Below are 25,262 nucleotides of genomic sequence, written 5' to 3'. Positions count from 1 at the left end.
AAACACACGGAGATGACGGGGCTCGAACCCGCGGCCTCTGCCTTGACAGGGCAGCGCTCTAACCGACTGAGCTACACCTCCACAAACACTACAAACCGACCGCCTCCAACCAAATGGGCGAGGAGGGATTTGAACCCCCGACCACCTGTTTGTAAGACAGGCGCTCTACCGCTGAGCTACTCGCCCCGAAGCAGACGCGGAGGATATTCTAACATGAGAGAGTAGACTTGTCAAGGGGTATAACAGGATTTCTTGACAGCATCCCCGCAAGACAGTACACTCCCCAGTATGCGTCTCTCTGTAATCACCGATGAGATCGCGCAGGATCTGTCTCATGCTCTGGCCGTGATGTCGGAGTACGGCCTGAAAGAGGCCGAGCTGCGCAATGTCTATGGCAAGTATATTGTCGATGCCGACGAGGCTCTCCTCAGCCGCGTGGAGCAGGACTTGGAGAAGGCAGGCTTCACGGTGCCCTGTATCGACACCCCGCTCTACAAGTGCGACCTCACCGGGCTCGGCTCCGCGACCGGTGCGACCCACAACGCCCAGGAGCGCACCCTCGACGACCAGCTTGCCTTGCTGGAGCGCAGTATCGCCTTGTGCAAGCGCTTCAACGCCCCCTATATTCGTATCTTCGCGTTCTGGAAGCGTGGCCCGCTCACCGAGGAGATCGAGGATCGGATCGCGGCGGAGCTGGTGCGGCCCTGCCAGGTCGCGGAGGAAGCCGGGGTGACCCTGCTGCTGGAGAACGAGCACGCGTGCTACCTCGGTAGTGGCGAGGAGACCGCGCGCATGGTTGCGCGCCTGAGCTCCCCTGCCCTGAAGATGCTCTGGGACCCGGGCAACGCCCTCTGTGCCGGGGAGCTCCCCTTCCCCACCGGCTGGGAGGCCGCCCGCCCCTACACCGAGCACATTCATATCAAAGATGCCCGCACGCTCAGCGATGGCAAGCAGCAGTGGACTGTCGTGGGTGAGGGTGATATCGACTACAAGGGCCAGTTTGCGGCCCTCAAGGCCAGTGGCTACCGCGGCGTGATCGCGCTGGAGACCCACTACAAAGCCCCCAACGGCGACAGCGAGTCGTCGTCGCGCGCCTGCCTGGAAGGAATGATTCAGTTATGTCGTTGATGGGAATGAAGGAGAAGATCCAGAAGTTCGCGATTCCGGTGAGTGTCGGAATCGCGGGAATCATGCTCGCGGGCACCTTCGCCGGCATGGGCAGAAACAGCACCACCACGCGTCTCCGTGAGGCCGCCAAGGCCGAGACCACGGTCGCCAAGGTCGGGAGCCTAGCTGTGACACAGCGCATGCTCGACCGCATTGTCGATCAGCAGGTGCAGCAGTTCGCCATGTTCGGGATGCCCAAGCCCCCCGCCGAGGCACTCGACAACTACCGCCTGCGGGCACTGGATGTCATCAAGTCCCAGCAGGCGCTGGTCGCCTCCGCCCAAAAAGCCGGGATCACGCTCAGCGACGACGATATCAAAAAGGGCATCGACGAGGTCTGGGAAAAGCAGCTCCGTCCCCAGGTCACCAAGACCCTCAGCCTCCCCGAGACCGCCACCGATAAAGAGGTCGATGCCGCCCTCGCCAAGAGCGGCAATGGGGCGACTGTCGAGCTTCTGAAGCAGCAGTACATCGACCCCGAGGCGGTCAAGATCAAGCTCTACAACGACAAGCTCACCAAGCAAGTCGCGGATAAGCTGACCCTCGATAGCTACAAAGTACGGCATATCCTGGTCAAGTGGGACGGCAAGACCACCACGGAGGCTGCAGCCAAGGCCAAGGCCGAGAAGCTCCTCGCGGAGGTCAAGGCAACCCCCACCAAGTTCGGGGATATCGCCAAGGCCAGTAGCGACGACCCCGGCTCCAAGGACAAGGGCGGGCTCTACGAGTGGCTCAAAGACGACCTCAAGACCCTTGTTCCTGAGTTCAAGGCGGCGCTAGAGAAGCTCAAGCCCGGTGAGACCACCACGGAGCTCGTGCGCCACGCCGACCCCAAGAGCTACAGCGGCTTTCATATCATCCACCTCGATGAGATCAGCAAGGCCAGCGATGAGAAGCGCGAGAAGGCCGCACAGGGCGAGCTCACCAAGCTTGTCGATGCCGCTGCACCGGGCATCAAGCTGGAGCTCCTTGCGCCGGGCCTGCAGGCTGCACAGTATGTCCAGGAAGCGTCCAAGGACCCCAAGAAGATCGATGAGAAGCTCCTCGGGAAGGCCCTGGCCGAGCTGGAGAAGATCAAGCCCGAGGAGGACAGTGCAGGCACCACGCCCCTCCGCAAGGCCGTGATCTTCGAGCAACTCAAGCAGTCCGACAAGGCAATCGCGGCCTACCAAGAGGCCATCAAGGCCAGTGGTGACAAGGTCGATACCCGCAAGAAGATCGCCACCCTACTGATTGAAAAAGGCGACAAGGCCGACGCGATCGCGCAGCTCACCGAGGCCGAGAAGCTCGCGCCCCCCGAGCCCGATATCTGGTTCCAGATCGGACAGCTCTACGATAAAGCCGGTGACAAGGCGGGCATGGCCCGCGCCATCGTGAAGAACCAGGAGCTGACCAAGCGCCAGCAGCAGCAGCTCGCCGCACAGGCCGCCGCCGCCGCACAGGCCAATAAGAAACCCGGTGAGATCCAGCTCCCGGGCGAAGACAAGAAGAAGTAGATGCCGCCGCGCGCTGGTGTCCTCTACCTGATCGCCACCCCGATCGGCAATCTTGAAGACATCACCGCGCGGGCGCTCCGGCTCCTGGGCGAGGTGGCGGTGATCGCCGCAGAGGACACACGAGTCACCCGCAAGCTCCTCGCCCACTTCGATATCCACACCCCCCTGGTCTCCTACCACGCCCACTCCACCGCGGGCCGCCAAGATGCACTGATCGCTCGCCTGCTTGCCGGGGAGTCCGTGGCGCTGGTCTCGGATGCGGGGACTCCCTGTGTCTCGGACCCCGGCGCGGAGCTAGTTGTCGAGGCGATCGCGGCGGGGATTCGGATCGACCCCATCCCCGGTGCCAGCGCCCCCCTCTGCGCCCTGATCGCCTCGGGCTTGCCTCCCGGACGCTTTGTCTTCGAGGGCTTTCTTCCCCGCACCAAGCCGGACTTTCGTGAGCGGGTCCGCCTGGTCGCCCGCGAGGAGCGCACGGTGGTCCTCTTTGAAGCCCCACCACGGCTGGTCGAGACCCTCAAGGCCTTGGCGGCGGCCTGCGGCGACGACCGCCCCGCCAGCGTGGGACGCGAGCTGACCAAGAAGTTTGAGGAGCATGTCCGCGGCTCACTGGCCGAGGTAATCGCCCACTTCACCCAGACCCCCGCCCGCGGCGAGTGCGTCATTGTCCTCGGGGGCGCTCCGCCCCAGCCCGAGGCCGAGCCCGATGCCGATGCGCTCCTGACCCAAGCCCTAGACGAAGGCCTCTCCCCCAAGGACGCCGCCCGCCGGATCGCCGACAGCACGGGGCTGGCGAAAAATGCCCTCTACCGCCGCGCACTTGAGCTCAGGTAAAATAGTCCACCATGCGTGGGATTTTTCGTCCGCTGCTGGTCGGCCTGCTCCTCATCCCACTCTGCTGCTACTGGGCACAGGATCAGGTCATCGACCGCATCTTCTCCTTGATGGTTCCGCCTCTGGCGCTGACCATTGTCCTGGCACTGCTCAACCTCCTCGTGCGCCGCGCCCTCCCCAAGCTCGCGCTGAGCGGCGGAGAGATCGCCGTGGTCTATGCCATGCTCACGATCGCCTGCGCCATGAGCGGCGAGTGGATGGACATGGTCGGTCCCTCCAGCTACGGCTTTGCGATCTACTCCGAGCAGAACCCACGCTACGGCACCTATATCCTGCCCTATGTCCACGACTGGTTCTTCTTCCGCGACCCTAAGCCCCTCAAGGAGTTCGCCGAGGGCGGGAAGAGCTTTGCCTACTTCACCAGCCATCTCTACCTCTGGTGGCCCAAGATCGGGGCCTGGACCCTGCTGCTTACCCTGGTGACGACCGCCATGCTCTGCATCAGTGCGCTCCTCAAGGATCAGTGGGTGCACAAAGAGCGCCTCGCCTTCCCACTGGTACAACTCCCAATCGCCCTGACCGAGGAGAGCGGCCCGGGACAGCCCCCGCTCTGGAAGAGCAAGCTCTTCTGGGGGGCATTTGTCGTGGTCTTTGCCATTGATATGCTCAATGGGCTCTCGTTTCTCTATCCCCAGCTCCCGCACTTCAATATCCGCTTTATCAGAGACTTCAACAAGGCCTTTGTCTCGCCGCCCTGGAACCAGACCGGCTGGACCCCCATTGGCATCTTCCCCTATCTCTCCGCGCTGGGCTTTCTCATGCCCACGGACCTCTTGTTCTCCCTGCTGGTCTTCTTCTTTGTGCGCAAGGCCCAGCAGATTATCGCCTACACGATCGGCAACGAGCAGGGAACCTTTGGCGGAGGCGGCCTCACTCCCAGCCCGCCGTACTTCTCCGAGCAGAGCTGGGGTGCCTTTCTGGGGCTCTTTGTCAGTGCGCTCTGGCTGGCCCGCCCCCACCTCAAGGCCCTCTGGCGGCAGATCAGCACGGGGGAGCGCGACCCTGGCGGCGGCTTTCCCGCACGCTCTCTCTTTGTCCTGCTGGTCGCTTGTGTCGCGGGAACTGCCGCAATCGGGGTGGCGATCGGGCTCCCGCTCCCCTTTGTCCTGCTCTATGTGGCGCTCTTTCTGGCCTTCAGTGTCGCCGTGACCCGCCTGCGGGCATCCCTAGGCGCCCCGACCCATGAGATGGCGTTTATGGGCCCCCACCAGCTTGTCCTGGACTTCCACGGGAGCGCAGGGCTCTCCAACGAGCTGCTCACCCGCACCCTGGCGACCTTCCACTTCATGAACCGGATCCATCGCACCCACCCGATGCCCTCGCTCATGGAGGGGCTCTACCTCGCCGACCGCAACAAGCTCTCGGCGCGCGGGATGTTTCTGGCGCTCTTTCTGGCGATTCCGCTGGGAACCGTGGGTGGGTTTCTGGCCCATATCTACTTTGGCTACCGCTACACCCCCGTGAGCTGGGTCTCGGGCGAGCTGGGGGGCTTTGTCAGCAATATCCTGAGCACGCCCCGCCCACCCAACCCCGCCGCCATGCTGGCGGTGGTCGGGGGCTTTGCCACGGTGATGCTTCTCGACTTCATCCGCTTCCGCATCCCCGGCTTCTGGCTCCATCCGGCGGGCTACGCGCTGGCGATGAACTTTGGGGTGGACTACTACTGGTTCGGCCTGCTGATTGTCTTGATCGTCAAGGTCTTTGTCCAGCGCTTCTACGGCCTGCGCGGCTACGGCCAGCTCCGCCAGCTCGCTTTTGGCCTAGTGGTCGGGGAGTTTATGGCGGAGCTGATCTGGGCGACTTTCTCCATGCTCAACGACCGGCAGATGACCTACTCGATCTCCATCAACGGCAAGATGAGCTGGGACCAGTAGCTGTGCCTGCCCTTTCTTGACCAAGGGCAGGCGGGTTCCCGAAGCTTTACTTACTGAGGTACGACTTTCACTTCCCAATCGTCAACAATAAGACGTGCGCTGGCTTTTGATCCAGGAGCTCCTTGGCCAGCCGATTTACCAGCCCCGATTCCAAATTGCATAGTTGCCCCACTCGAAGTAAAATCGGGATGAGAGTTAAAATTTATGCCCTGAGGAGCAGATGCTGAAGGCATACCAGATACAACCTCATCAAAGTTATTACTCGTAAGGCCCGTCTTCGATATCACCAAGCCATTAGATCCTACATTTACGGGTACTAAACTCCTGAAATATTTCCCTCCTTGAAATATAAACAATACTGCACCTGACTGTCCCTGAGCCTCATTACAAGAAACGGTTTGTTTCCATGAAATAGTACTGATCGCACCTTGATTTGACGGGGTGTATTTTGCCCATTTACACATGATAATATCTGAATGACCAGAGTAAGAAGCGCTCCCAGGAGTTACGGTAGATGAAATAGTCACCTTACCTGTACCAAAAATCGTGCTTCCAACACCTCCATTTCCAAAATTTATTGACATGCCCGACACATATTGACTTTGAGAGAAGTTAGAGTCAGAGAAAACGATTTGTGGGTTTGCGAGAGACACGGTGGTGCAGATTCCTAACAACACAAGACTTGCAATAAAGCCAAACGAAGTCGTCGATTTGTCCTTAAGGAGAGAAGTTTTCATTTTTGATTTTCCATTCTTAGATACACCACTCAAAATATCCCTAGTAAAGCAATTTTTACAAAGTTAAACCTGAGCGATTGGTGGTATTATAGGTGGCAATATCCTTTCTGCCGACCCATAAATAGGGGCATTTATTGCGGATCTTGCGCAAAATTTTGGGATGTAATAGCAGCGGAGTTTCCCTCGTTCATGAGGGGAACGCATTGACTCTCCCCCTTTGCGCCGGGTATCCTTGAGGTGCTATGTCAAACCGCTACACGCCCCTGCGCTGGGGCATCCTTGGGGCTGGGAGTATCGCCAACCGCTTTACCGAGTCCATCGCGCTCCTCGACGACCAGACCGTGGTGGCTGTGGGCTCCCGCGATGCCGAGAAAGCCGCCGCGTTTGGGAGCAAGCACAGCATCCCCAACCGCCACAACAGCTACGAGGCCCTCTGCAACGATCCGGAGGTGGACGCGATCTATGTCGCGACCCCGCACACGTTTCACAAAGAGCACAGCATCCTGGCCCTCAAGAGCGGCAAGCACGTCCTCTGTGAGAAGCCCTTCACCATCAACAAGGCCGAGGCGGAGGCCGTGGTCGCGGTCGCCAAGGAGACGGGCCTCTTCCTGATGGAGGGAATGTGGAGCCGCTTCTTTCCCGTCTGGGACAAGGTACGTGCGCTGATCGCCGACGGTGCGATCGGCAAGCCCCGGATGCTCTACGCCGACTTTGGCTTCCGCTGCGGCGCGAGCCCGTCGAATGTGGGAGAAGACGGCCTACTGGTCGGCCTGAATCCCCAGGCGCGCCTCTTCAACCCGGAGCTGGGCGGCGGCGCGATCATGGATGTGGGTATCTACCCCGTGAGCCTGGCGCAGATGCTCCTCGGCGACCCGGACCAAGTGGCGTGCCTGGGAACGATTGGCCATACCGGTGTCGATGAGAACGCCGGGATGCTGCTGCACTTCCCCAGCGGCGCGATGGCGGTCACCAGCACATCGTTCCAGGTTAGCACCCCCCAGACCGCGACCCTGATCGGGGAGAGCGGTAAGCTCGAGGTGGCCGCGCCCTGGTGGACCCCGCGCAAGCTGACGCTCACCCGCAATGGCGAGTCCGAGGTCTTTGAGCTTCCCTTTGAGGGACCTGGCTTCCAGTTTGAAGCGATGCACTTTGCCGAGCGCCTGCGCGCCGGCCACACCGAGAGCGATATCCTCTCCCACTCCGACAGCCTTGCCGTGATGGGCGCTCTCGACAACCTGCGGGCCGCAATCGGCCTCAAATACCCGATGGAGTAAAACATGTCAACGTATTCGCCCCTACGCTGGGGATTTTTAGGCTGCGGCTCGATCGCCAACCGCCTGGGCACCGATGTGTCCAAGCTGAGCGACCACAAGATTCAGGCGATCGCCTCGCGCGATGCCGAGAAGGCGGCCAAGTACGCCGAGAAGTTCAATGTCCCCACCCAGCACACCGGCCCCGATGCCTACACCAAGCTGGTCAACGACCCAGAGATCGACATTATCTATGTCGCCACCCCCCACAACTTCCACCACGAGCAGGCGCTTCTGGCACTCAACGCCGGCAAGCACGTCCTCTGCGAGAAGCCCTTCACGGTCAACCTCAAGGAGGCCGAGGAAGTGGTCGCCAAGGCGCGGGAGAAGGGTCTCTTCCTGATGGAGGGGGTCTGGAGCCGCTGCTTCCCGGTCTGGGTAAAAGTGCGCGAGCTGATCGCCGAGGGTGCGATTGGAAAAGTGCGCCAGGTCTACTCGGACTTTGGCTACGGCGCGGGCTCGCTCGATGAGAACAACCAGCTGATTGTCGGCAACCCCAACGGGCGGCTCTTCTCCAAGGACCTGATCGGCGGCGGGCTGATGGATGTCGGGGTCTACCCGATCAATATCGCCATGATGCTCCTGGGAGAGCCCAGCGTCGTGAAGGCGTTCGGTCAGCTCGGGAGCACCGGGGTCGATGAGAATGTGGGCGTGGTCCTCGGCTTCCCCGATGGGGCACTCGCCACCTGTACGACCTCGATCCAGGTAACCACCCCGTTTGTGACCACGATTATCGGCACCAAGGGCAAGATCGAGGTGCCGTTCTGGTGGCGCCCCAAGAAGCTGACCCTCACCGCGGGCGGCGAGAGTGAGACCTTCGAGTTCGAGCACGAGGGCGAGGGCTTCCAGTTCGAGGCCATGCACGTGGCGGAGTGCCTCCGCGCGGGCAAGACCGAGAGCGAGATCCTTCCGCTGGATGGCACGCTCGCCGTGATGCGCGTGCTGGATGCGGTCCGCGCCGAGATCGGCCTAGTCTACCCGGGCGAGTAGCGCCCTACAAAACCAACGATGTCCCCCGGTGCCTAGAGCGCCAGGGGGCATCGTTGGTTTTTTACTTAGTTGTCTGTCGCACTGACCTTGCGGATACAGCCCAGTAGCGCCACCCCCTTGGACTGTCCCAGGGAGTAGTAGACACTATTGCCCTGGCGCTCGGCAGCCAGAATCCCGCTCTCGCGCAGGATCTTCAGCTGCTGGCTGACAATGGCCTGGGGTGCTCCCTCAGTCGCATTGACAATATCGGTCACACGCTGGGGAGTCCCCATAGTCTCAAGGAAGTCGATAATCCGCAAGCGGAGAGGGTGAGAGAAGACACGAAGGAGGGGAGTGAGGCGCTCCAGTGTCTGCATGTCAAGGATCGTGTCTGATTCCATATAATTTGAAAAGCCCGCACGATCATAACCCGAAATTAAACCTCTGGGTAGCTCAGATTTCGCGAATACTCGTGTGAAATTACGGGAGATGCACCATGCGGAAGGCAAGGGTATCGACCGCTCCCCGCATTACCTCAAGCTGATGGGCCTCCATGAGCGCATAGCTCTGGCGGATCAGCTCGTCTGCCTCCGCAACTTCCTGTAGCTCCACGAGCGCCTTCGCCCGGTAGTGGGTACGACGGAGCCGAATCCAGGGGGAGCGATTCGCCTCCCTCTCCAGGATCGGGGCATCCAGTAGGGTCAGCCCCTCTTGCGGCTTTCCCAGGTCGATCAGATGGTTTGCCGTGAGCAAGCGCGCCTCGGGGGTCTCGATACGCTCGAGGTCGGGGTGCGGGATCGCGTTGGAGCGCTCGATACAGCGCTCCGCTTCGTCGTAGGCACGGTCCATGATAAAGAGCTCCCCCAGATACATCCAGTACCATGCTTGGCACTCTGGGATAACAATCTGTGTCTGCTGGGCGAGAAGGAAGGAGAGAGCGGCGCGTGTCTGGCGGGGCCGGTAGGCACCCGGTACTTCCAGGGGGCGTAGCAGTGCAGTCGCTTTCTTGATCGCCGCAACCTGAAAAGGAGCACTACAGGCCTTGCTCAGATCGTGGGGAATCTCCAAGAGACGGTTGGTATACTGGAGGGCTTCTTCGTAGCGGGCCTGGTAGCAGAAATAGATCGCATGGATAATCCAGAGCTGCCAGAGAAGCTCACGTACCGCAGGCTCCTCCGCGCGGAGCTGTAGCAGCGCCTCTAGCTCCAGGAAGCGTAGATCCAGGAGAGCCTGGCCTGGCTTGTCCCCGACCGCGTTGCGCAGGAGATCGACCTCTTCGTTGAGCCACTCGGGGGAGGCATCCCAGGGGAGCGGCTGGGGAAGAAAGGCCCCTCCCAGGATAGCCTCCACCTCGGCAGGGTGGGCACCGAGGACCATGCAGAGCGCGGTGAGCCGCTCCGTGCTGGGCCAGTCCTCGGATTTTTCCCACTTGGCAAGGGTGCCCTGGCGCATCTGGAGCCGACGCGCCACCTCGCTCTGGGTCAGGCCGCGGCGCAGGCGCAGTGCCCGTAGGAGCCCCCCGGTCAGCGGCGGGCGCTCTTGGGGCGGCAGGGTGACCAGAGCCCGGGGGAGCGCGACGAGCCGACGGAGAGCTCGCTGGTCTTGCCCTCCCAGGGAGAGCGCCTCCATCAGGCTCCCCAGCTCAGGCGCACTAGGAAGTGTTCGCTCAGACTCCCAGTTCCCCAGGGTGGTCTTGCTGACCCCGACACGCTGTGCCAGCTCCGCTTGGGAGAGCCCACGCTCAAGACGAGAGCGGCGCAGGTGCGTGGCAAAGGTCTCGGGCTTGTTCATTACCTAGGTGTCTAGTATACACGGATTTCGGAGCTCTCTGCTAACCCCGCTCTCGAGCGCACCATGCGCGGACTTGCTCCTGAAACGCCTCCCAGAGCTCGGGGAAGCGGCTCACATTGGGCATGGCATTGACCTCAAGCAAGAACTTCTGGCCCTCCGCGGCGACAATGTAGTCGCAGGCGATCCAGGGGAGCCCAAAGGCCTCTTGTAGCGCACGCGTATCCGCCAGGAGCTCGGGATCGGCGATGCTCTCCAGAGCCGCGCGGCTGTCGTGGATGCTCTTTTTCCAGTCCTCTCCCGCAAGCTCGATCTGCCACGCCTTCTCGCCTAGCACCGCAACCCGCACCGAGCGGCCCGGCAGAAAAGGCTCGATCACGCAGGCCTCGTCGTGCTCAAAGCGCCCCGTAAACCGTGTCTTGTTCTCCCCGCAGTGCCAGTTGCCCCACTTCGCCACCCGCTCCGAGTCGCTCCAGAGGGTCGCCCCCGGCGCGAGGTAGCCCCGCTTGGGAGCACCAAACCGGCTGACCGCCAGGGCCTTGGCCAGACACGGCAGCTTCAGGCGCGAGGCCAGGAGTGCGTGTGGGTCGGGCAGGCACGGCCCTCCCCAGAGCGCCAGCCCCGCAAAGAAGTCCATGTCGTCGGCAAAGACCCCATGAAAGACCACCCGGTCCACCCTCAGCTGACCGGGGCCATTTTGCCGTGGCACAAAAAGCTGGCCGTCGTCCACCGTGATCGGGGGCAGGCTTGTCCAAGCGCTCACCCGAAAGCTCTCCGCCAGCACCGCCCCCAGCTCCTCGCCCTCGTGCGGCTCTAGCCCAACTAGTAAAATGCGTTCCATAACAACTCCCTGTCGCCTCAGTCTTACTTCTGCTAAAACAAGCAAGCTCCCTCTGTGTTAGACTGAGAAAACGATGCCCTACGCGAACCCACTTGCGGATGCTGTTGAGTTTGGCTGGCTGGAGCAAGCGAGAGCCTGCCTGGCACAAGGTGCGCCCCTGGACTGGCTTGACACGGAGTATGACTACGACCTGCTCGATGTCGCTCTCACATCGGGGTTTATTGAGATTGCAGAGCTTCTTCTGGACGCGGGCGTGCCCCTGGAGCGCACTCGCCAGCAAGGTGAGAGCCGCCTGTACTGGATTGCCTTCTGCCAGCAGCCCGAGGGAGTAGCTTTCTTACTCAAACACGGTGCGTCGCTTGCCGCAGATGTCCGGGGCTGGACACCGCTCCATGCCATCTGCTGGCACTCGGAGACGCAGGGCGGCGATCCTCCGGCGCAGGAGAAGATCATCCGCCTGCTGGTCGCGGCGGGGGCTCCTCTGGAGGCACGGGCCAGCAGCGGGGGAACGCCACTCCACTGGGCGCTTGCCGGGGATGTTGCCAATCCTAGCAGTGTCCGTATACTGCTGGAGCTGAGAGCCAATCCCAATGCGCTCGACAACGGGGGCAGTAGTCCCCTCCACTACGCCATCTCGGAGCACTGTGTCACGTGTGTGGAGCTACTCTTAGCAAGCGGAGCGAACCCCTTCGTGGCGAATCACTATGGGGAGACACCGCTAGCACGGGCGCAGCGCGAGGTCAAGAAACGCGAAGAAATCGCCCGTGAGGAGCCTGAGTGGCAGTGGGTCGCCGACAACGCAAAGGAGATTCTGGCTCTTTTGGAGGCCGCGCCGACATCTGTTTAGCAAGAGCGCTTCGCACCGCAATAAAGTAACATGAACACTATTTCTCCACTCGGCATTGGCACCAAGTACCATCGCGCTGTGATCCTGACAGGCGCGGGCGTCTCCGTGGCGTCGGGGCTACCGACCTACCGTGGGCCGGGGGGCTTGTGGGAGAACGACGAGCTCGCTAAGATTGTCCACGCCGAGTCCATCCCCACCCGCCTCCCCGAGCTCTGGAAGCTCTACTCCGAGCGGCGGGCGACCGCGCTCTCTGTGGGGCCAAACGCAGCGCACCTTGCCCTTGCAGAGGCGCAAAAACGCTGGCCGGGCTCGGTGACAGTCATCACACAGAATGTTGATAACTTGCACCAGCGTGCAGGGAGTGAGAATGTCATCGAGCTACACGGCTCGGGCTTGCGGACGCGCTGCACCCAGTGCAACCTGCCGCCCTTCTACGACGAAGCCAGCTACGACACGCTCCCACTCTGCCCAGCGTGTGGCGCGCCCCTGCGCCCCGATGTCGTGTTGTTTGGCGAGACCCTCCCCGAGCAGGCGATTGTACAAGCCGCCGCCGCGCTCCGTGGCTGCGATCTGTTTCTGGTGGTCGGCACCAGTAGTGTCGTGATTCCCGCCGCCTACTTGCTCCTCGATGCCTACGATGCCGGAGCGCACTGCGTCTCGGTCAATATCGAGCCGTCACGCCACGAAAACCCCTACCTCCACGACGAGTTTGTCGGGCGCGCTGAGGAGCTCTTGCCGGTACTCTTGGCCCCCTGACCCCCACTTGTGGGGGTCAGGGGGCAGCTACGACCACGCTGTGCTTTCCGCTCTCCAGTGCTTTTGTCGTGCCATCGGGGAGATGAAGGGTAGCGGTGCAGCCGACAGGCAGCTCAACACTCAGCGCCAGCTTTGCGCCTGTCCGTCGCCACTCCACCTTGATCGGCCCTCGGAGGGACTTGTAGCTCGCCTTCACCTGGGTCAGTCCGGCCACAAACTGCGGACGTAGCTCGATCTTGTCGAAGCCAATCGCATCGTGTGCGGGCTGGATTCCCCCGAGCCAGGCAAAGAACCACGCACTGATCGAGCCAAACATCGGGTGGTTGTGCGAGAACGTATTGTCGGAGAACTCCCAGTGCTCCCAGAGCGTGGTCGCGCCTCCGGCGATCATCGCGCCCCACGACGGCACGGTCTTCTTGGTCGCGAACGTGTAGGCAGCCTCCGCGTGGCCGAGGCGCGAGAGGGCATCGAACATAAACTTCGTCCCGTAGATTCCCGTCGTCACATGCCCCTCGTGAGCTCTTAGGTCCGCGAGCAGGCGCTCCAGCGTCCGCTGTTCGGCGGTGCTATCGAGCTTCCCGTACTCCAGGGCATAGGCGAGGGCGGCCTGCGTGGGCGGGGCATCGGGGAAGGCGCGCTGGTAGGCCTCGGTGGTGGTCTTGGCTAGCGTGCGCCACTTTGCCGCATCGCCACGCTTGCCTAGGAGGAGCGCCAGTTTCTCCGCCATGCGGGCACACTCGGCATAGAGGAGCGGCAGCGTGGCTTCTTCTGGGCTTCCAACACGCGCTTCATGATCCGTGAGGCCCTTCTTACCGTCCGTGCCCGCCAGCCAGCGCGCGAGCGTGGCGTAGTGTGCCTCGATCAGCCGCGTCTCGCCGTAGTAGCGCAGCAGCTCGGTCTGGAGCAGCGGAAACGCCATGGGCCAGCCGACCCCACAGTACTGGAGCCCCACGTAGGGTGCCGTGTCGGGGAGGGAGCCATCGGGGCGCGCGGCATCGGCGTAGTCCGTGACAATCTTGGCGTAGAGCGCGGCCATGTCGAAGTTGTAGAGGAAGGCATCGCGGGTGGCGACAATATCGCCGCCGTAGCCGAACTTCTCCCGGTGCGGGCAGTCGGACTGCACCGAGAAGAGGTTGGAGAGAAAGGTCCGGCGCGTGACCTCTTGGATCTGATTCAGTAGCGGCTCGGAGCAAGAGAACTCCCCCGCGCTCTCCACTGATGCGGCCATGGACTGCACCAGAGCGGTGGGTTTCTCGGTCACGCCGCTCACCTCAAGATAGCGGAAGCCCCGGAAGACAAAGTGGGTCTGGAAGGTCTCCTCCGCGGCCCCGGCACAGAGAAAGACATCCTCCTGAATGGCGGGGATATGCGGCCGCTCGCTGTCTTTGGGGGCGCTATGGCGCTCTTTATTCCCCCCCTTGATCTGCCCACAGACCCCCGTCATCGGGTTCAGGGTGCCGTCTTTGTGGAGCAGCTCCCCGTAGCGCAGCACGAGCTTCTGTCCGGGCTTGGTGTTCTTCAGTGTCAGCCGCACCCGCCCCGCTTGATTCACACCCGCATCGAGCAGAAAGACACCCGGCTTGAGCTCACTGAGCACACTTGCGCGACGTGTCCCGATCACCTTGATGGGCGGCTGGGGCTCGCACTGGAGCGGGCCGACCGGCTCGGTCGCTAAAACAGCTTGCCGCGCGAGCCCCTTGCCCGCCTCCCGCGCATCCCAGACCTCCCCGATGTAGTTGTTCTGGAAGCGCAGGGCACTGTCGCGCACGCTCCAGCTCGTGTCGGTGACAACGGTTTGTTTCGTGCCATCGCTCAGCTCGATCTCCAGCTTGGCGATGCAGCGCGGCCGCCCGGTCGGGAGGGTCTTGGGCAGGAACGCCGCGCCGCCGAACATGACCAGCGGCAGGGGGTGCCACCAGCCATTGCCCACCAGAACTTCGAGGGCGTTCTCGCCGCGCTTGAGGAGCTTGGTGACATCAAGCGTCCGGTAGTAGACCCGCTTTTCGTAGTTGGTCCAGCCCGGCTCCAGGGTCGCATCGCTAGGGTTGGTGCCGTTCACACTCGCCTCAAAGTACCCCAGCCCGGTCACGAACAACCGCGCAGACCGCACCGCACGCGGCAGGACGAAGCTCTTCCCAAACAGCGGCAGGGGATCGTCGGCGTAGGGATTCTCGGGGGCGGGCTTCGGGTCTCGGATCCACTGCGCCCCGCTCCAGTCCGAAGGCGTCAGCAGGCCCATCTCAAAGCTCGCCTCGCGGCTCCACGGCCCCGGCTGGTCGGCCTTGTTCCAGGCCCGCACGCGCCAGAAGACCCGCTGACCACTCGCGAGCTTCTTGCCCGCGTAGGCCACCTGGATCGAGTCGCTTCCTACCACCCGCCCCGAGTCCCAGAGCACGCTCCCACCGCCGTCTTTGCTGGTGGTCGCGAGCACCTGGTAGGCGGTCTGCCGCTCGCCATTTTGCGACGTCCGCAGCTCCCAGGAGAGCCGTGGAGCCAGAGAGTCGATCCCCAAGGGGTTGCTGCGATACTCGCAGCGCAGGTTCACCGCCGTCAGTGCCGTTGATTGCATGCAGACATTCTAACCTGTCGGGAAGCGATTTAGCACTTGAAGTCCCCAGCGTTCTTCGCAACGCTCCGGGGTATTGAACTGAAAGATGCGCTCCGTGGCTTCCCCAATCGCAGTCGTGGGCACGATCAGCTCCCCAACAATGCGAAAGTGCTGACTCCAAATATCGGTGCGTGGATTAAAGAATCGCGCCAGCTCACCCGTCAAGGATAGGGAAGCGAGGTCACTGCCTTTGTTACTATTGCAGAGAAAGCAGGCATAGGCCAGGTTGTCAAGAATAGTGAGTCCACCATGCTTCTCCGCCACGATATGATCGACCTCATGGGAGATCGTCGCATCGTCTTCGTGAAGCAGGCAATACTCACAACACCGTCGTGCACGTTCACTGACTTGCCGACGAAGTATCTGGGAAATGTAGGTACGGCTCACGTTTTTATGCGGCTTGTGCAGGTGCTGGCGTAGTTTCGACTTGGATCATTCGTGCTCGAATTTTAGCCATGCGAACCAGGTGCTCTAGCTGCAAAAAATGGCTCAGCTCGCTCTCCTCCTCAGGAGTGAGACTGCCTGCTCTCTTGCGATCCACAAGCTCATAGGCACGCTTTTGGGCCGAATCCGAAGGGCGAAAGGCGACAACGGCTTCCGGACCGCCCCCTTGTGCAATGAGCTGGATAAACTCATCGTAAACCATTCCCTTTGCTCGTCCTTTATCATTCATGCTATCGCTATTGTACCGCCGAACCTATCTCCTGGCTTACTGCGGCCCGTAGTGCTGCGCTTGTGGCACAGGCGGCTCCACGGGCATCTGCGCCAGAACCGCCAGCTCCCGCCGTAGCTCCCGAAGCTCCGCGAGGGTGTAGAGGAGCAGGATCGCGGCGGGTTAGGCATTTCCATGGCGAGCGAGCCGCTCTAGCGGGCCGCCTTGCTCCCCGCCCCGAACAGCGACCGTGCCACCAAGGCCAAGACAAAGAGCCCTGCCCCCGCGAGCGGGAACCCGACCCCGTAGCCCCCGTGCTTGAGCACCTGCCCCATCACAGCGGGACCGGCAGCCTGCCCCAGAAAGAACGCGAAGGCAAAGAGCGCCACGGCGGTGCCCCGCATCTCCGGGGCGAGCTCGGTGGCGCGGGTCTGGATCGGGCCGTGCATGGTGTAGTAGCCCATCCCAAAGATCACAATCGCGGGAACAAAGAGCCACCAGACCGGAAGCCAGCCAATGAGCGAGTAGCCGATAAGTAAGAGCGAGCCGCCCAGGAGCAGGGTCCCGAGCTCCCCGATCTTGGGCACTAGCTTCTTGACACTCGCGCTGTAGATCAAGCCCCCGATCCCAAAGCAGCCCAGGAGAAGCCCGATGGTCTTGTACGAGAGATCGAAGCGCTCCCGGAGTGAGGCCCCCAGAAACGGCAGGCCCCCGAAGATAAAGAAGCCCTCGATAAAGGCCACAACCAGCACCACGCGGGTCATGGGCTTGGCCCAGAGGGTGAGGTAGGGCGCAAACGAGAACTTTCGCTCCGGGCGCGGTGCCTCGGGGACGCGCTGGCTCTCGCGGAGCAGGAGCAGGGTCATGACCAGCGAGATCCCTGCAAAGACCCGGTAGATCACCCGCCAGCTCAGGTAGTCGCCGAAGACTCCTCCCAGAGCACTCCCCAGGATCTGCCCGAGCATCAGCGCACTCATGAAGCGCCCCAGCGTGATCTGGCGCTCACTGGCGGGGAACTTATCGCCGATATAGCCCAAGGAGAGTGGGATCACCGCGGCGGCGCACATGCCCGTGAGAAAGCGCAGGACGGTGAAGAGCGGGAGGCTGGGCATAAAGGTCCCGGCCAGCTCGGTGAGCGAGAACGCTCCCAGGGCGGCCGCCATCACCTTGAGCTTGCCAATCCGATCCCCCAGCGGGCCGTAGAAGAGCTGGAAGAGCCCGTAGGCAAAGGCATAGAGGGTCAGCGCGATACTGGCCCCCTCTTTCGTGACATGAAAGTCCCCCGCGATAATCTTCAGGAGTGGATCGACCACGCGGGAGTCGGCTTGGACGAGAAAGGCGGCGGTTCCCAGCACCAGGAGCGAGGCACGCGGGGCATCAGACGCGGAGGCGGAGGAGGTCACAGGGTCTTTACTTTCTTGGAAGGAGGTACCACGGCGCGTAGCTCTTGCTCAAACAGGAGGTACTCCGGTCGGGTTTGGTTGTCTTCTGGGAGGGAGTCGTAGAGGTACTGGTAGTAGGTATCCGCAAGCTCCTGTGCTTTTTTATCGTCCTTGCGCTGGTGGTAGCAGAGCGCTAAAAAGACCGTGTTGGCCATCTCGGGCGTGCTTTTCTGGCTCTCCTCCAGCCGCGCCTGGGCTTCGTCGTAGCGGCCCGCGCGGTAGAGCGCCACCCCAAGGGTATTGAGCGCATTGCCCAGCTCCTGCTGTGTCTCAGGGGCAGTCCGCGCCGCCTCCACGGCCTTCTGCGCCAGCTCGACACTGCTCGCGTAGCTATCAAGCACCCGCGGCAGGATCACCGCTGCCCACGCGGTGTCGTTGACCCGGTGCGGGTCGAGATCGGGGACCATGCTAGAGACGTACTGTTTATAGCCGCTCAGGTCGCCGCGGAGCGCCAGGAAGTCCGCTTGAAAGGCAACACTCGAGGAGTTCAGAAGCGGCTCCCAGAGCTGGGCTGCTTTCTGGCGCTGCCCCGTGCGCCAGTGGGCCTCCGCCTGGAGGGCAGCGATCCGCGAGGGGCACTCCGAGCCACAGGCCTCTCCCGCCTTGAGGAGCACCTTCCCCCAGTCCCGCCGCCGAGCCGCCTCCAGGAGGGTCGCCCGGAGCTGCCCGTACTTGAAGCTCTCTTCCCGTGTCATGGCATCCCGCCGGAAATCGAGCTTGGAAGGCTGCGGACGAGGCGCAAACCGGTCAAAGAGGCCCCAAGCGAGGAACATGACAACCGGAGTCAGCAGGCCGGTCGCCGCAAGGAGCATCCGTTGCCGCGTCTCATGGGTGGCTTTCATAGCGGCATTATACCTGTTGCCAAAGTTGCAGGAACGACGAGAGCCCGGGGAGCCCTAGGGACGAATAACCCTAGGAACAAGTCCTTGGGCTTAAGAAGACGACGGCGACCTTCGTCGCCACTAGATTCCCTTGGCTGCGTCTCGTACTTGGTGGCTGCGAAGGCAGCCGTCGTCCTCTTAAGCCCGGACACTCGTTGTCCGGGCTACGACCTGTCCCTGAAGGTAGGAAATCCGAGTGCTCCCGGTGAACTCCTTCCCATGCCTGCGACGTTGCCTAATATTGTTGTGATCCTTGCCGATGACCTTGGCTACGGGGACCTGAGCTGCTACAACCCTGCCTCGAAGATCCCGACCCCGCACCTGGATGCCCTCGCCCGCGAGGGGGTCCGTGCCACCGACTCCCACGCCCCCGCATCGGTGTGCTCTCCCACACGCTACGCGATGCTCACGGGGCGCTATGCCTGGCGGGGCCTGCTGAAGAACGGGGTGGTCGCACCCTGGGGTAAGCCGATCTTGGAGCGCGAGCGGCTCAATCTCGCGACCCTGCTCCGTAGTCACGGCTACGCCACGGGGTGCTTTGGCAAGTGGCACCTGGGCCTTGGCTGGGAGACCAAAGACGGTGCCCCGCCCAAGGGGGTGAACGCGGGACCCACCAATGTCGATCTCACCAAGCGCATCGCCGACGGCCCACTGGAGCGGGGCTTCGACACGTACTTTGGGGTCGATCTTCCCAACTTCCCCCCGTACTGCTTTATCGAGGGCGACCACACGGTCGGGGTGCCCACGCGCCACACGGAGAAAGAGGGGCAGATCAACCGCCCCGGCCCGATCCTCGAGGGCTGGAAGCTGGAGGAGATCCTCCCCACGGTCGCCCAGCGTACGGTGGCGTGGCTGGAAAAAGTCAGCAAGGACACCGAGAAGCCCTTCTTTCTCTACCTCCCGCTCACCTCCCCCCACTTCCCTATCGTCCCTTCCAAAGAGTGGCAAGGCCGAACCAAGGCCGGGCCCTACGGCGACTTTGTCGCCCAGACCGATGCCGTGGTAGGGGATGTCCTCGCGGCGCTCAAGCGGCTCGGGAGAGAGAAAGACACGCTTGTGATCTTCACGTCGGACAATGGCCCCGAGGTCGCCGCCGAGGTGGGGATCGGGGCCTACGAGCGTATCGAGAAGTTCCACCACGACAGCCGGGGTGGGCTCCGTGGGGTCAAGCGGGACATGTGGGAGGGCGGCCACCGGGTGCCTTTTATCGCTCGCTGGCCCGGTAAGATTCGCCCGGGGTCGGAGTGTAAGGAGACCATCTGCCATGTCGATCTGCTCGCGACAGTCGCGGGAATCTTGGGCACCAAGCTCCCCCTAAATGCGGGCGAGGATAGTGTCGATCTGCTACCCGCGCTCCAGGGGAAGCCCGGTAAGCGCCGGACGATCCCCACGGTGCACCAAGCCGCATCGGGGAAGTTTGCGATCCGCAAGGGTGACTGGGTCTTTATCGATGCCCCCAGCGGCAACGACAATGGCAAGGGCGAGCCCGAGGCGCTGCGCCCCAGCCCGCCCCACAACCTGCCGGGGGAGCTGTTCTCCCTCAAAGACGATCCTGCGGAGCGCACGAACCGCTACGCCGAGCGCCCGGAGCTCGTGCGGGAGCTCAAGGCGCTGCTGGAGCGCGCCAAGTCCGAGGGACGCACCGCGCCGGGGTAATCGCTCCGTGGTTAATCGCCCCCGTGGTTAATCGCCCCCGTGGTTAATCGCCCCCGTGGGAGGGGGGCGTCTTGCTGTCGTCGCGGGCTCCGACACGAAGGCCTCCGGCCATACCGAGTTTACTCGGGAGTTATGGGCGAAGCCCTTTGTGTCCGAGGCACGAGGACTGTAAGACCGGGTACCCTCTGGGTGCCTCCGACGGGGGCGATCTTAACGGGAGCGATACAACCAGGGCGATCACAGCTGGAGGCGTGTCGCTAGCGAGAGACGGCGCTGACCGTGCTGGGCCGCTGTCTCCAGGGAGAGGCGCACGGCTCCCAGGCTGGGCGGGGAGTAGTTCAGCGCGACGACCGGGTAGGGTGCAAAGTCCCCCCACTCCAGCCGCCCGGTGACCGCCAGACCCGGCAGGGCGAGGTGCTCCGCCTCCAGCGAGGCGCTGCGGACGCGCTCACCGGGAGCGTTGCCAGTCGTGCCGATCAGGAGGACGCGTGAGCGGGGGTTGACCTGGTAGGTTCCCAGCGCACTCAGGAGGGAGGCGCTCCCCCGTGCGTAGCCAAAGAGCCCCGTGCTGGTCGCCCCTTGGCGCTGGAAGGCATGGGCATAGACCCCATTGCTCTCCCGGACCCGTGCGCCTTTTTGCAGCCCCAGCGCTCCGCCAAACGGCACCCCCACCGAGAGATAGGTGCCATCGGGAGTCGCGCCCCCGCGGCCACTGAAGTAGTCCGCACGCACCGTGGGCATGAAGTCAACCGGTGAGAAGCCGCGGACACTGCCAGTCAGGGCACCGGGGAGCGCTGCGGTGAGGGCATTGACCGGATCGTACTGGTACATCAGCGGACTGCTCTGCCCCGCCACCACCGCCAGACCCTTGCGCCCGGTAGGAAGCGCGACATAGGCCCCCTTCAGGCTCCCCTGGCGTGCTTCGGGCGTCGCGGCGGGAGCCGCCGCGATAAAGTAGCCCGCATCGGAGAGATTGAGCTGGAATGCGCGGAGCTTGGTGGCCGTGGAGAACTTCTGGCCACTGTCCTGGCTCCCCGTGGCGATCACCGAGACTGGAAGCGCCTCCAGCCCTGTGGCTTTCTCCGGCTCCTGTCCCGTGGGCCAGCGGAAGTAGTTGGCCTGAAACGCCTGCCCAAAGGAGTTGAGGGAGGGCGCGACCGTATGGCAGGTCGCGCAGGAGACCTTGTAGCGCAGGGCGTACGAGGGCAGTGCCCAGGCACGCACGACACTTGTCAGACAGAGAACCAGGAGAAAAAACACACGTCTCATCGGCTTGCTCACGCTACTTTCTAGTTAAAGCGAACGTCGTGGGTATGCCCAAAGACCAGCGAGCTTGTCTTTGTCACGGTGGCCCCATCCCGAATCGACACGACCTCAGCCCCCGTCAACGTGAACGTATGGTCGTGTGCGGATGTCCCCTGGATGCTCAGGCTCAGCCCACCACCCGCGATAAGCTGCGCGGACGTAATCACCGAGGTATGCCCATGGTTGGCCGAGATGCTGGTCGCACTCTTGTCGGGGACCGGAGTGGGTGTCGGGGTTGGGGTGGGTGTAGGAGTTGGCGTCGGCGTAGGCGTGGGGGTTGGCGTCGGAGTCGGGGTGGGCGACGGCGTCGCGGTGGGCCCTGGTGTGGGTGTAGGCGTGGGCACCGGGGTTGCGGTCGGGGCGGGCGAGGGAGTTGGATCGCTTGCCCCGCTACCGCCACAGCCCATCAAGGTAATCGTCGCGCCACCGAGCAACGCCAGGGCAGCCTGAACCGAGATCTCACGTCGTGTAAATGTCTTTTTGGTTTCCATACTCTCTCAATCTTTGCTCGATCGCAAAAAGTTGGGGGACCTGTGGATTTTTCAAGCCACGCCACGGAAGCGCCGGTCGGCCCAGCGGGTGGCGTACTGGAGTTGGAGGACATAGCGCGTCCGCTCCGAGAGGTTGGGCGCTCCGCGGTGCCAGCACTGGTGGTTGGTGAGGTAGACATCCCCCGCCTTGCAGAACACGGGCACCGGGCCACGGCCCTCAAAGGTAGGGCTCTCCTCGTCGCGTGGCGGCTTTCGTCCCGAGTAGTGGCTCCCCGGCACAAACTGGGTCGGGCCGTGCTCCAGGGTCTCGATATCGCTAAGGGCCACCTGGATCGTCAGCCAGAGCACGGGGAGACGAATCCGGGCATCGAAGCGCGGGATATCGTCGGGGAGGGGCAGCTCCAGCACATCATCGACATGCCAGAGCGAGATCGCCTGACCGGGCTCGTTGCGGATCACATTGAGGGCATTGAAGGCAGGCTGTGGCCCCAGCGCGGCGCTTGCCAGAGCTTGAATCTCGGGGCGCTCGACCAAGCTTGCAAAGAGCGGGTCGTACTCCGCGCCGCGCCGGAGCACAAACGCCCCATAGACATAGGAGATAAACTTCGGGTCGAGCTGCTCCCGGTTTTCAAAGCACGCATCGGTCTTGGCCCGTAGCGCCGCGACTTCGTCGGGGGTGAAGATCCCCGGGACGTGCAGGTAGCCCTCACGAAAGAAAAAATCGATGTCTGTGGTCACTCTCTCCTCCTAGAGATCGAAACGTTGCAAAAGGTCAGTGCGGCGAGCCCATTGGCCCCGCGGAGGAGCCGCTTCTGGCTCCAGCTTGCGCTATCGAGATAGGTTAGGGTTTGAGCCGCCAGCGGCTCGGTCAAGGTGAGCGTCAGGAGGTTACCCGTCGCGCTCCCCGAGGCGATCTTCCCTCGCTTGCCGTCGAGAAGGAACTCGCTTGCCAGGGCGCTCTCCCAGACCACGGGCTGGTCGAACTCCAGCACGAGTGTGTCGCCCTTGCCCGTGCCCAGAGAGACACGCTTGAGGCTTGGGGGCGTGATCGGCGCGTCGAAGCGCTTGCCGTAGCTATCGCGCTGGACCACCGGGAAGATCAGGCGGGCGAACTCGGCGTAGCCCGCCGCTGGGAAGTGGCAGCCGCCGGGCGGGTCGATCCCCAGCGTGGACATGATGCTCAGCTTGGAGAACAGTGCGGGAAGCTGGCGCTGGACATCGCGGAGCTGGTTGTCGGAGCCGTCGATTCCCATCGCGCAGGACTTGGGCCAGATCTGGAAGGCGTAGTAGCGCTGGACATTGGGGAAGTCCGTCTTCCAGGCCGCGGTGAGGTCGATAAAGTACTCCTGGTAGGTCTCCCAGCCAAAGCCGCCCGTGGGGCCGTCGGCACCCTGGTCGTTCTCGCCTTGGTGCCAGAGGATCGCGCGAATCCCGTGGGTAAGCTGCGCTTTTTGAACTCGACTCAGCAAGCGCCCGTAGATCGTCTCGGGGTCGGTGGGGTTCTTAGGGTTGCGCTGGTGCTGGTCGATCCGTGTCCCGCCAACCGCACCATTGAGGATGCAGATTGGCACTTTCTCGCTCTCCACCAGGCGCTTTGCCAGCTCCATCGCCCAGTAGCCGATCTCGCCTGTCTGGCCGTCCTGGTTGCGGTAGCGGGCGCTCTCCCAGCGCGTGCCGAATGTGCGAATCCACTCGCTCTGGTAGGCCGGGGTCTCTTTCCCAAAGTCCGTCGCGACCGCGTTGGACTGCCCCTGAAGGATAAACGCATCGCCACAGACAAGGTTCTTTGCCGTGTGCAGAACCGTCTCCTGGCCCCCCGTAACACTCCCAAACGCGACCTCGTAGCGAGTGAGCCCCGGTTTGAGCGGCACCGAGAGCGCGTACGCCCGACTCGGACCGAGCTTCTGCGTGACGCTCTTAGCGAGTACCCCATCGGCGTAGAGGCGCAGAAAGACCGCGTCAGCAGGTGCGCTCAGTGTGCCCTTGTCGTGAAGCGTCCCCTCGTTTGTTATCGGGTTGCGGGCATAGAACTGGTTGTCTGTCGGTCGCTCCTCCACGGCAGGCTTGCGCTCGACCCAGGGATCGCTCTTGGGCTCTGCCACGGCAATCTTCACCGACTGCGTGACAGGCGCGCCGCCGTTGTCCACCGCGACCGTAACCGTGAGCGTGCCGCTGTTCTGGGCGCGGGTGAGGCGGAGCTTGCCGGGGAGCACCTCTTTGCTCGTCGCCAGCCCCTCCACCTTCCACGCATAGCGGAGCGGCAGCGTGCTCTTGCCCGCCATCGTTGCCGTCACCTCAATCGGCGAGCGGCCGTCCCACTGGCGCGGTGCCTTGAGCGCGACCACGGGATCGCCAATGGCCTCTTGGACCGTCACGGGAATCTCACGCGTCTTCACGCCCTCGGGGTAGCTCGCTTTGAGCTGCAAGCGGCGCTTTGTCTCACCGCGCACCCGGCCCGCCTCCAGGGTGTAGGAGAGCCGGTCGGTGGCGACAACCTGGCCATCGAGGAGCCAGACCAGCTTCTGCGCCCCGCCTGCCTGAGCCGTGACCGTGGCCCGCTCCCCCTCACGGACCGTGAGCTGCGGCACCGAGACAGAGAGTGCGCTGCCCGGCTGCACGAGCATCCCGACCAGGGTCTGGAGGGGCTTCTGGTTCTCGTACTCCAGCCGCACCCAGTCGGCGGAGCGCGCCACCGACGACACCCGGACTTCGTCGAGCTCCCCCACAAAGTCGTAGCTGTTGTACCAGCCCCCGATCCAGAAACGAGCGGGGCTCTTGATACTCAGCGGTGCCCCCTGTGACTGCGCCGTGCCATCCAAGACACCATTGATATAGACCCGCGCGTTGCCCTTTTCGTAGGTGTGGACCACATGCACCCACTCGCCCAGGGCCAGCTTGCTCTTGCTGGCGACATTGGCATCGGAGAAGTAGCAGTCCATGCTGACATGCGGAGGGCTCCGAAACTGCATCGTCACCTTGCCCTGGCGCTCCTCGTTGCCCCAGCCCAGAATCCGCACATTGGGCCGCTCCGCTCGGAACCACGCCTGGGAGCTATGCGGCTGATTGCCTGTGGGAAAGCCTGTCAGCCGCTCGCCGCCCGCGATTCCCTGGCTCTCCGCAAAGCGCCGCGCCGTCCCCAGCGGCCCCGGCACGAGCGTGGTGCCTTTATTGGTCGCTGTCAGCGTGCCGGTGGCGTCGGCCAGGGCCTCGTCCATGTGCCAGACCGTCAGGTAGCCATTGCTCGCATTGAAGACCGCCGGGCCGCTGGACATACTCTTTGCCGCCGGATCGCCCCAGTGCAGGCGCAGCTCCTGGCGTGCATTGCCGACAATCGTCGGCACCCGCACCCACACACTCGCCGTTCCCACTTGCGCGTCCCACTGCTCGATCTGAAAGGCCAGTGGTGTACCATCGCTGTCCGTGACCCGCAGGTCCTCACCGTGGGGCTGGGCCTGGGCAAAAGGAAAGGTCTCGCGGCGGAGGCGGATCAGCACGGGAAAGTCCGTGAGCGTCACCGACGCTGGCAGGTTCGCGCCGTCGGGGGTGGT

The 25,262-nt window shown here is 63.0% G+C and carries 22 protein-coding genes and 2 tRNA genes; 9 read left to right on the top strand and 15 right to left on the bottom strand.

Features of this window, described 5'->3' with window-relative positions; all coding sequences use genetic code 11:
- Positions 1–7: 7 nt before the first annotated feature.
- A tRNA-Asp gene (locus HNQ39_RS02960) sits at positions 8–81 on the bottom strand.
- A 33-nt stretch (positions 82–114) separates the two neighbouring features.
- A tRNA-Val gene (locus HNQ39_RS02955) sits at positions 115–186 on the bottom strand.
- Between the two features lie 102 nt (positions 187–288).
- On the opposite strand from HNQ39_RS02955, the gene HNQ39_RS02950 reads away from it, so the two are divergent.
- Genes HNQ39_RS02950 through HNQ39_RS02935 form a run of 4 tightly spaced genes read left to right on the top strand, consistent with a single transcriptional unit; the run spans position 289 to position 5,431 of the window.
- On the top strand, positions 289–1,128 hold the full coding sequence (locus tag HNQ39_RS02950) for a sugar phosphate isomerase/epimerase family protein (RefSeq protein ID WP_184192461.1): 840 nt from the start codon (positions 289–291) through the stop codon (positions 1,126–1,128).
- Entirely contained in the window at positions 1,119–2,663 is a 1,545-nt protein-coding gene (locus HNQ39_RS02945) for a peptidylprolyl isomerase (RefSeq protein ID WP_184192460.1), read from the top strand. The genes HNQ39_RS02950 and HNQ39_RS02945 overlap by 10 nt, the downstream gene beginning before the upstream one ends.
- Positions 2,664–3,497, top strand: a complete 834-nt coding sequence (gene rsmI / locus HNQ39_RS02940) for a 16S rRNA (cytidine(1402)-2'-O)-methyltransferase (protein WP_184192459.1) — start codon at positions 2,664–2,666, stop codon at positions 3,495–3,497. It abuts the gene before it with no gap.
- A gap of 11 nt (positions 3,498–3,508) precedes the next feature.
- Positions 3,509–5,431, top strand: a complete 1,923-nt coding sequence (locus HNQ39_RS02935) for a DUF6785 family protein (RefSeq protein ID WP_184192458.1) — start codon at positions 3,509–3,511, stop codon at positions 5,429–5,431.
- A 50-nt stretch (positions 5,432–5,481) separates the two neighbouring features.
- Here the strand turns inward: HNQ39_RS02935 and HNQ39_RS02930 are convergent, their stop codons facing one another.
- Entirely contained in the window at positions 5,482–6,168 is a 687-nt protein-coding gene (locus HNQ39_RS02930) for a hypothetical protein (RefSeq protein WP_184192457.1), read from the bottom strand.
- 242 nt (positions 6,169–6,410) lie between these two features.
- Between HNQ39_RS02930 and HNQ39_RS02925 the strand changes: the two genes are divergently transcribed.
- Together HNQ39_RS02925 and HNQ39_RS02920 are read left to right on the top strand one after the other, a co-directional pair.
- Positions 6,411–7,442 (top strand): Gfo/Idh/MocA family protein, encoded by a 1,032-nt coding sequence (locus HNQ39_RS02925; protein WP_184192456.1) that lies wholly within the window; start codon positions 6,411–6,413, stop codon positions 7,440–7,442.
- Positions 7,443–7,445: 3 nt separating this feature from the next.
- Complete coding sequence (locus tag HNQ39_RS02920) at positions 7,446–8,468, top strand: Gfo/Idh/MocA family protein (protein WP_184192455.1); 1,023 nt, start codon at positions 7,446–7,448, stop codon at positions 8,466–8,468.
- Between the two features lie 65 nt (positions 8,469–8,533).
- Here the strand turns inward: HNQ39_RS02920 and HNQ39_RS02915 are convergent, their stop codons facing one another.
- From HNQ39_RS02915 to HNQ39_RS02905, 3 genes are all read right to left on the bottom strand, one after another.
- Positions 8,534–8,848 carry an ArsR/SmtB family transcription factor gene (locus HNQ39_RS02915; RefSeq protein ID WP_184192454.1) on the bottom strand — a complete coding sequence of 105 codons (315 nt, stop codon included), beginning with the start codon at positions 8,846–8,848 and terminating at the stop codon, positions 8,534–8,536.
- 79 nt (positions 8,849–8,927) lie between these two features.
- Entirely contained in the window at positions 8,928–10,238 is a 1,311-nt protein-coding gene (locus HNQ39_RS02910; RefSeq protein ID WP_184192453.1) for a helix-turn-helix transcriptional regulator, read from the bottom strand.
- 40 nt (positions 10,239–10,278) lie between these two features.
- Positions 10,279–11,076 carry a D-alanine--D-alanine ligase gene (locus HNQ39_RS02905; RefSeq protein ID WP_184192452.1) on the bottom strand — a complete coding sequence of 266 codons (798 nt, stop codon included), beginning with the start codon at positions 11,074–11,076 and terminating at the stop codon, positions 10,279–10,281.
- Between the two features lie 73 nt (positions 11,077–11,149).
- Between HNQ39_RS02905 and HNQ39_RS02900 the strand changes: the two genes are divergently transcribed.
- Together HNQ39_RS02900 and HNQ39_RS02895 are read left to right on the top strand one after the other, a co-directional pair.
- On the top strand, positions 11,150–11,923 hold the full coding sequence (locus HNQ39_RS02900; protein ID WP_184192451.1) for an ankyrin repeat domain-containing protein: 774 nt from the start codon (positions 11,150–11,152) through the stop codon (positions 11,921–11,923).
- A gap of 30 nt (positions 11,924–11,953) precedes the next feature.
- The gene (locus tag HNQ39_RS02895) at positions 11,954–12,679 is read left to right on the top strand and encodes an SIR2 family NAD-dependent protein deacylase (protein WP_221289775.1); all 726 of its coding nucleotides are present in this window, start codon (positions 11,954–11,956) and stop codon (positions 12,677–12,679) included.
- A 16-nt stretch (positions 12,680–12,695) separates the two neighbouring features.
- Here HNQ39_RS02895 and HNQ39_RS02890 read toward each other — a convergent pair whose 3' ends face one another.
- The 5 genes from HNQ39_RS02890 to HNQ39_RS02870 form a co-directional block, all read right to left on the bottom strand.
- Positions 12,696–15,248, bottom strand: coding sequence for a family 78 glycoside hydrolase catalytic domain (locus HNQ39_RS02890; protein ID WP_184192450.1), 2,553 nt, complete (start codon positions 15,246–15,248; stop codon positions 12,696–12,698).
- Between the two features lie 9 nt (positions 15,249–15,257).
- Positions 15,258–15,674: an HNH endonuclease gene (locus tag HNQ39_RS02885; protein ID WP_184192449.1), complete on the bottom strand. Its 417-nt coding sequence runs from the start codon at positions 15,672–15,674 to the stop codon at positions 15,258–15,260.
- A gap of 4 nt (positions 15,675–15,678) precedes the next feature.
- Positions 15,679–15,960, bottom strand: coding sequence for a hypothetical protein (locus tag HNQ39_RS02880; protein WP_221289773.1), 282 nt, complete (start codon positions 15,958–15,960; stop codon positions 15,679–15,681).
- A 191-nt stretch (positions 15,961–16,151) separates the two neighbouring features.
- Positions 16,152–17,342 (bottom strand): MFS transporter, encoded by a 1,191-nt coding sequence (locus HNQ39_RS02875; RefSeq protein ID WP_184192448.1) that lies wholly within the window; start codon positions 17,340–17,342, stop codon positions 16,152–16,154.
- Positions 17,339–18,223 (bottom strand): tetratricopeptide repeat protein, encoded by an 885-nt coding sequence (locus HNQ39_RS02870; RefSeq protein ID WP_184192447.1) that lies wholly within the window; start codon positions 18,221–18,223, stop codon positions 17,339–17,341. Before HNQ39_RS02870 ends, HNQ39_RS02875 begins: the two co-directional genes overlap by 4 nt.
- A 258-nt stretch (positions 18,224–18,481) precedes the next feature.
- Between HNQ39_RS02870 and HNQ39_RS02865 the strand changes: the two genes are divergently transcribed.
- Positions 18,482–19,918: a sulfatase family protein gene (locus tag HNQ39_RS02865; RefSeq protein WP_184192446.1), complete on the top strand. Its 1,437-nt coding sequence runs from the start codon at positions 18,482–18,484 to the stop codon at positions 19,916–19,918.
- A 237-nt stretch (positions 19,919–20,155) separates the two neighbouring features.
- Here HNQ39_RS02865 and HNQ39_RS02860 read toward each other — a convergent pair whose 3' ends face one another.
- Genes HNQ39_RS02860 through HNQ39_RS02845 form a run of 4 tightly spaced genes read right to left on the bottom strand, consistent with a single transcriptional unit; the run spans position 20,156 to position 25,229 of the window.
- Positions 20,156–21,187 carry a hypothetical protein gene (locus tag HNQ39_RS02860; RefSeq protein WP_184192445.1) on the bottom strand — a complete coding sequence of 344 codons (1,032 nt, stop codon included), beginning with the start codon at positions 21,185–21,187 and terminating at the stop codon, positions 20,156–20,158.
- A gap of 20 nt (positions 21,188–21,207) precedes the next feature.
- Positions 21,208–21,714, bottom strand: a complete 507-nt coding sequence (locus tag HNQ39_RS29585; RefSeq protein ID WP_221289770.1) for a hypothetical protein — start codon at positions 21,712–21,714, stop codon at positions 21,208–21,210.
- A 51-nt stretch (positions 21,715–21,765) separates the two neighbouring features.
- Positions 21,766–22,452 (bottom strand): phytanoyl-CoA dioxygenase family protein, encoded by a 687-nt coding sequence (locus HNQ39_RS02850; protein ID WP_184192444.1) that lies wholly within the window; start codon positions 22,450–22,452, stop codon positions 21,766–21,768.
- On the bottom strand, positions 22,449–25,229 hold the full coding sequence (locus HNQ39_RS02845) for a DUF2341 domain-containing protein (protein ID WP_184192443.1): 2,781 nt from the start codon (positions 25,227–25,229) through the stop codon (positions 22,449–22,451). Before HNQ39_RS02845 ends, HNQ39_RS02850 begins: the two co-directional genes overlap by 4 nt.
- Positions 25,230–25,262 lie beyond the last annotated feature (33 nt).

It is taken from the genome of Armatimonas rosea, from assembly GCF_014202505.1.
GTDB classification, from domain to species: Bacteria; Armatimonadota; Armatimonadia; order Armatimonadales; family Armatimonadaceae; genus Armatimonas; species Armatimonas rosea.
This window is presented reverse-complemented; position numbering and strand designations above follow the sequence as displayed.

Excerpts from the sequence above, each read along its gene's own strand:
- HNQ39_RS02950 (WP_184192461.1), top strand. The coding sequence starts at position 289 with ATGCGTCTCTCTGTAATCACCGATGAGATCGCGCAGGATCTGTCTCAT.
- HNQ39_RS02945 (WP_184192460.1), top strand. The coding sequence starts at position 1,119 with ATGTCGTTGATGGGAATGAAGGAGAAGATCCAGAAGTTCGCGATTCCG.
- rsmI (WP_184192459.1), top strand. The coding sequence starts at position 2,664 with ATGCCGCCGCGCGCTGGTGTCCTCTACCTGATCGCCACCCCGATCGGC.
- HNQ39_RS02935 (WP_184192458.1), top strand. The coding sequence starts at position 3,509 with ATGCGTGGGATTTTTCGTCCGCTGCTGGTCGGCCTGCTCCTCATCCCA.
- HNQ39_RS02930 (WP_184192457.1), bottom strand. The coding sequence starts at position 6,168 with ATGAAAACTTCTCTCCTTAAGGACAAATCGACGACTTCGTTTGGCTTT.
- HNQ39_RS02925 (WP_184192456.1), top strand. The coding sequence starts at position 6,411 with ATGTCAAACCGCTACACGCCCCTGCGCTGGGGCATCCTTGGGGCTGGG.
- HNQ39_RS02920 (WP_184192455.1), top strand. The coding sequence starts at position 7,446 with ATGTCAACGTATTCGCCCCTACGCTGGGGATTTTTAGGCTGCGGCTCG.
- HNQ39_RS02915 (WP_184192454.1), bottom strand. The coding sequence starts at position 8,848 with ATGGAATCAGACACGATCCTTGACATGCAGACACTGGAGCGCCTCACT.
- HNQ39_RS02910 (WP_184192453.1), bottom strand. The coding sequence starts at position 10,238 with ATGAACAAGCCCGAGACCTTTGCCACGCACCTGCGCCGCTCTCGTCTT.
- HNQ39_RS02905 (WP_184192452.1), bottom strand. The coding sequence starts at position 11,076 with ATGGAACGCATTTTACTAGTTGGGCTAGAGCCGCACGAGGGCGAGGAG.
- HNQ39_RS02900 (WP_184192451.1), top strand. The coding sequence starts at position 11,150 with ATGCCCTACGCGAACCCACTTGCGGATGCTGTTGAGTTTGGCTGGCTG.
- HNQ39_RS02895 (WP_221289775.1), top strand. The coding sequence starts at position 11,954 with ATGAACACTATTTCTCCACTCGGCATTGGCACCAAGTACCATCGCGCT.
- HNQ39_RS02890 (WP_184192450.1), bottom strand. The coding sequence starts at position 15,248 with ATGCAATCAACGGCACTGACGGCGGTGAACCTGCGCTGCGAGTATCGC.
- HNQ39_RS02880 (WP_221289773.1), bottom strand. The coding sequence starts at position 15,960 with ATGAATGATAAAGGACGAGCAAAGGGAATGGTTTACGATGAGTTTATC.
- HNQ39_RS02870 (WP_184192447.1), bottom strand. The coding sequence starts at position 18,223 with ATGAAAGCCACCCATGAGACGCGGCAACGGATGCTCCTTGCGGCGACC.
- HNQ39_RS02865 (WP_184192446.1), top strand. The coding sequence starts at position 18,482 with ATGCCTGCGACGTTGCCTAATATTGTTGTGATCCTTGCCGATGACCTT.
- HNQ39_RS02860 (WP_184192445.1), bottom strand. The coding sequence starts at position 21,187 with ATGAGACGTGTGTTTTTTCTCCTGGTTCTCTGTCTGACAAGTGTCGTG.
- HNQ39_RS29585 (WP_221289770.1), bottom strand. The coding sequence starts at position 21,714 with ATGGAAACCAAAAAGACATTTACACGACGTGAGATCTCGGTTCAGGCT.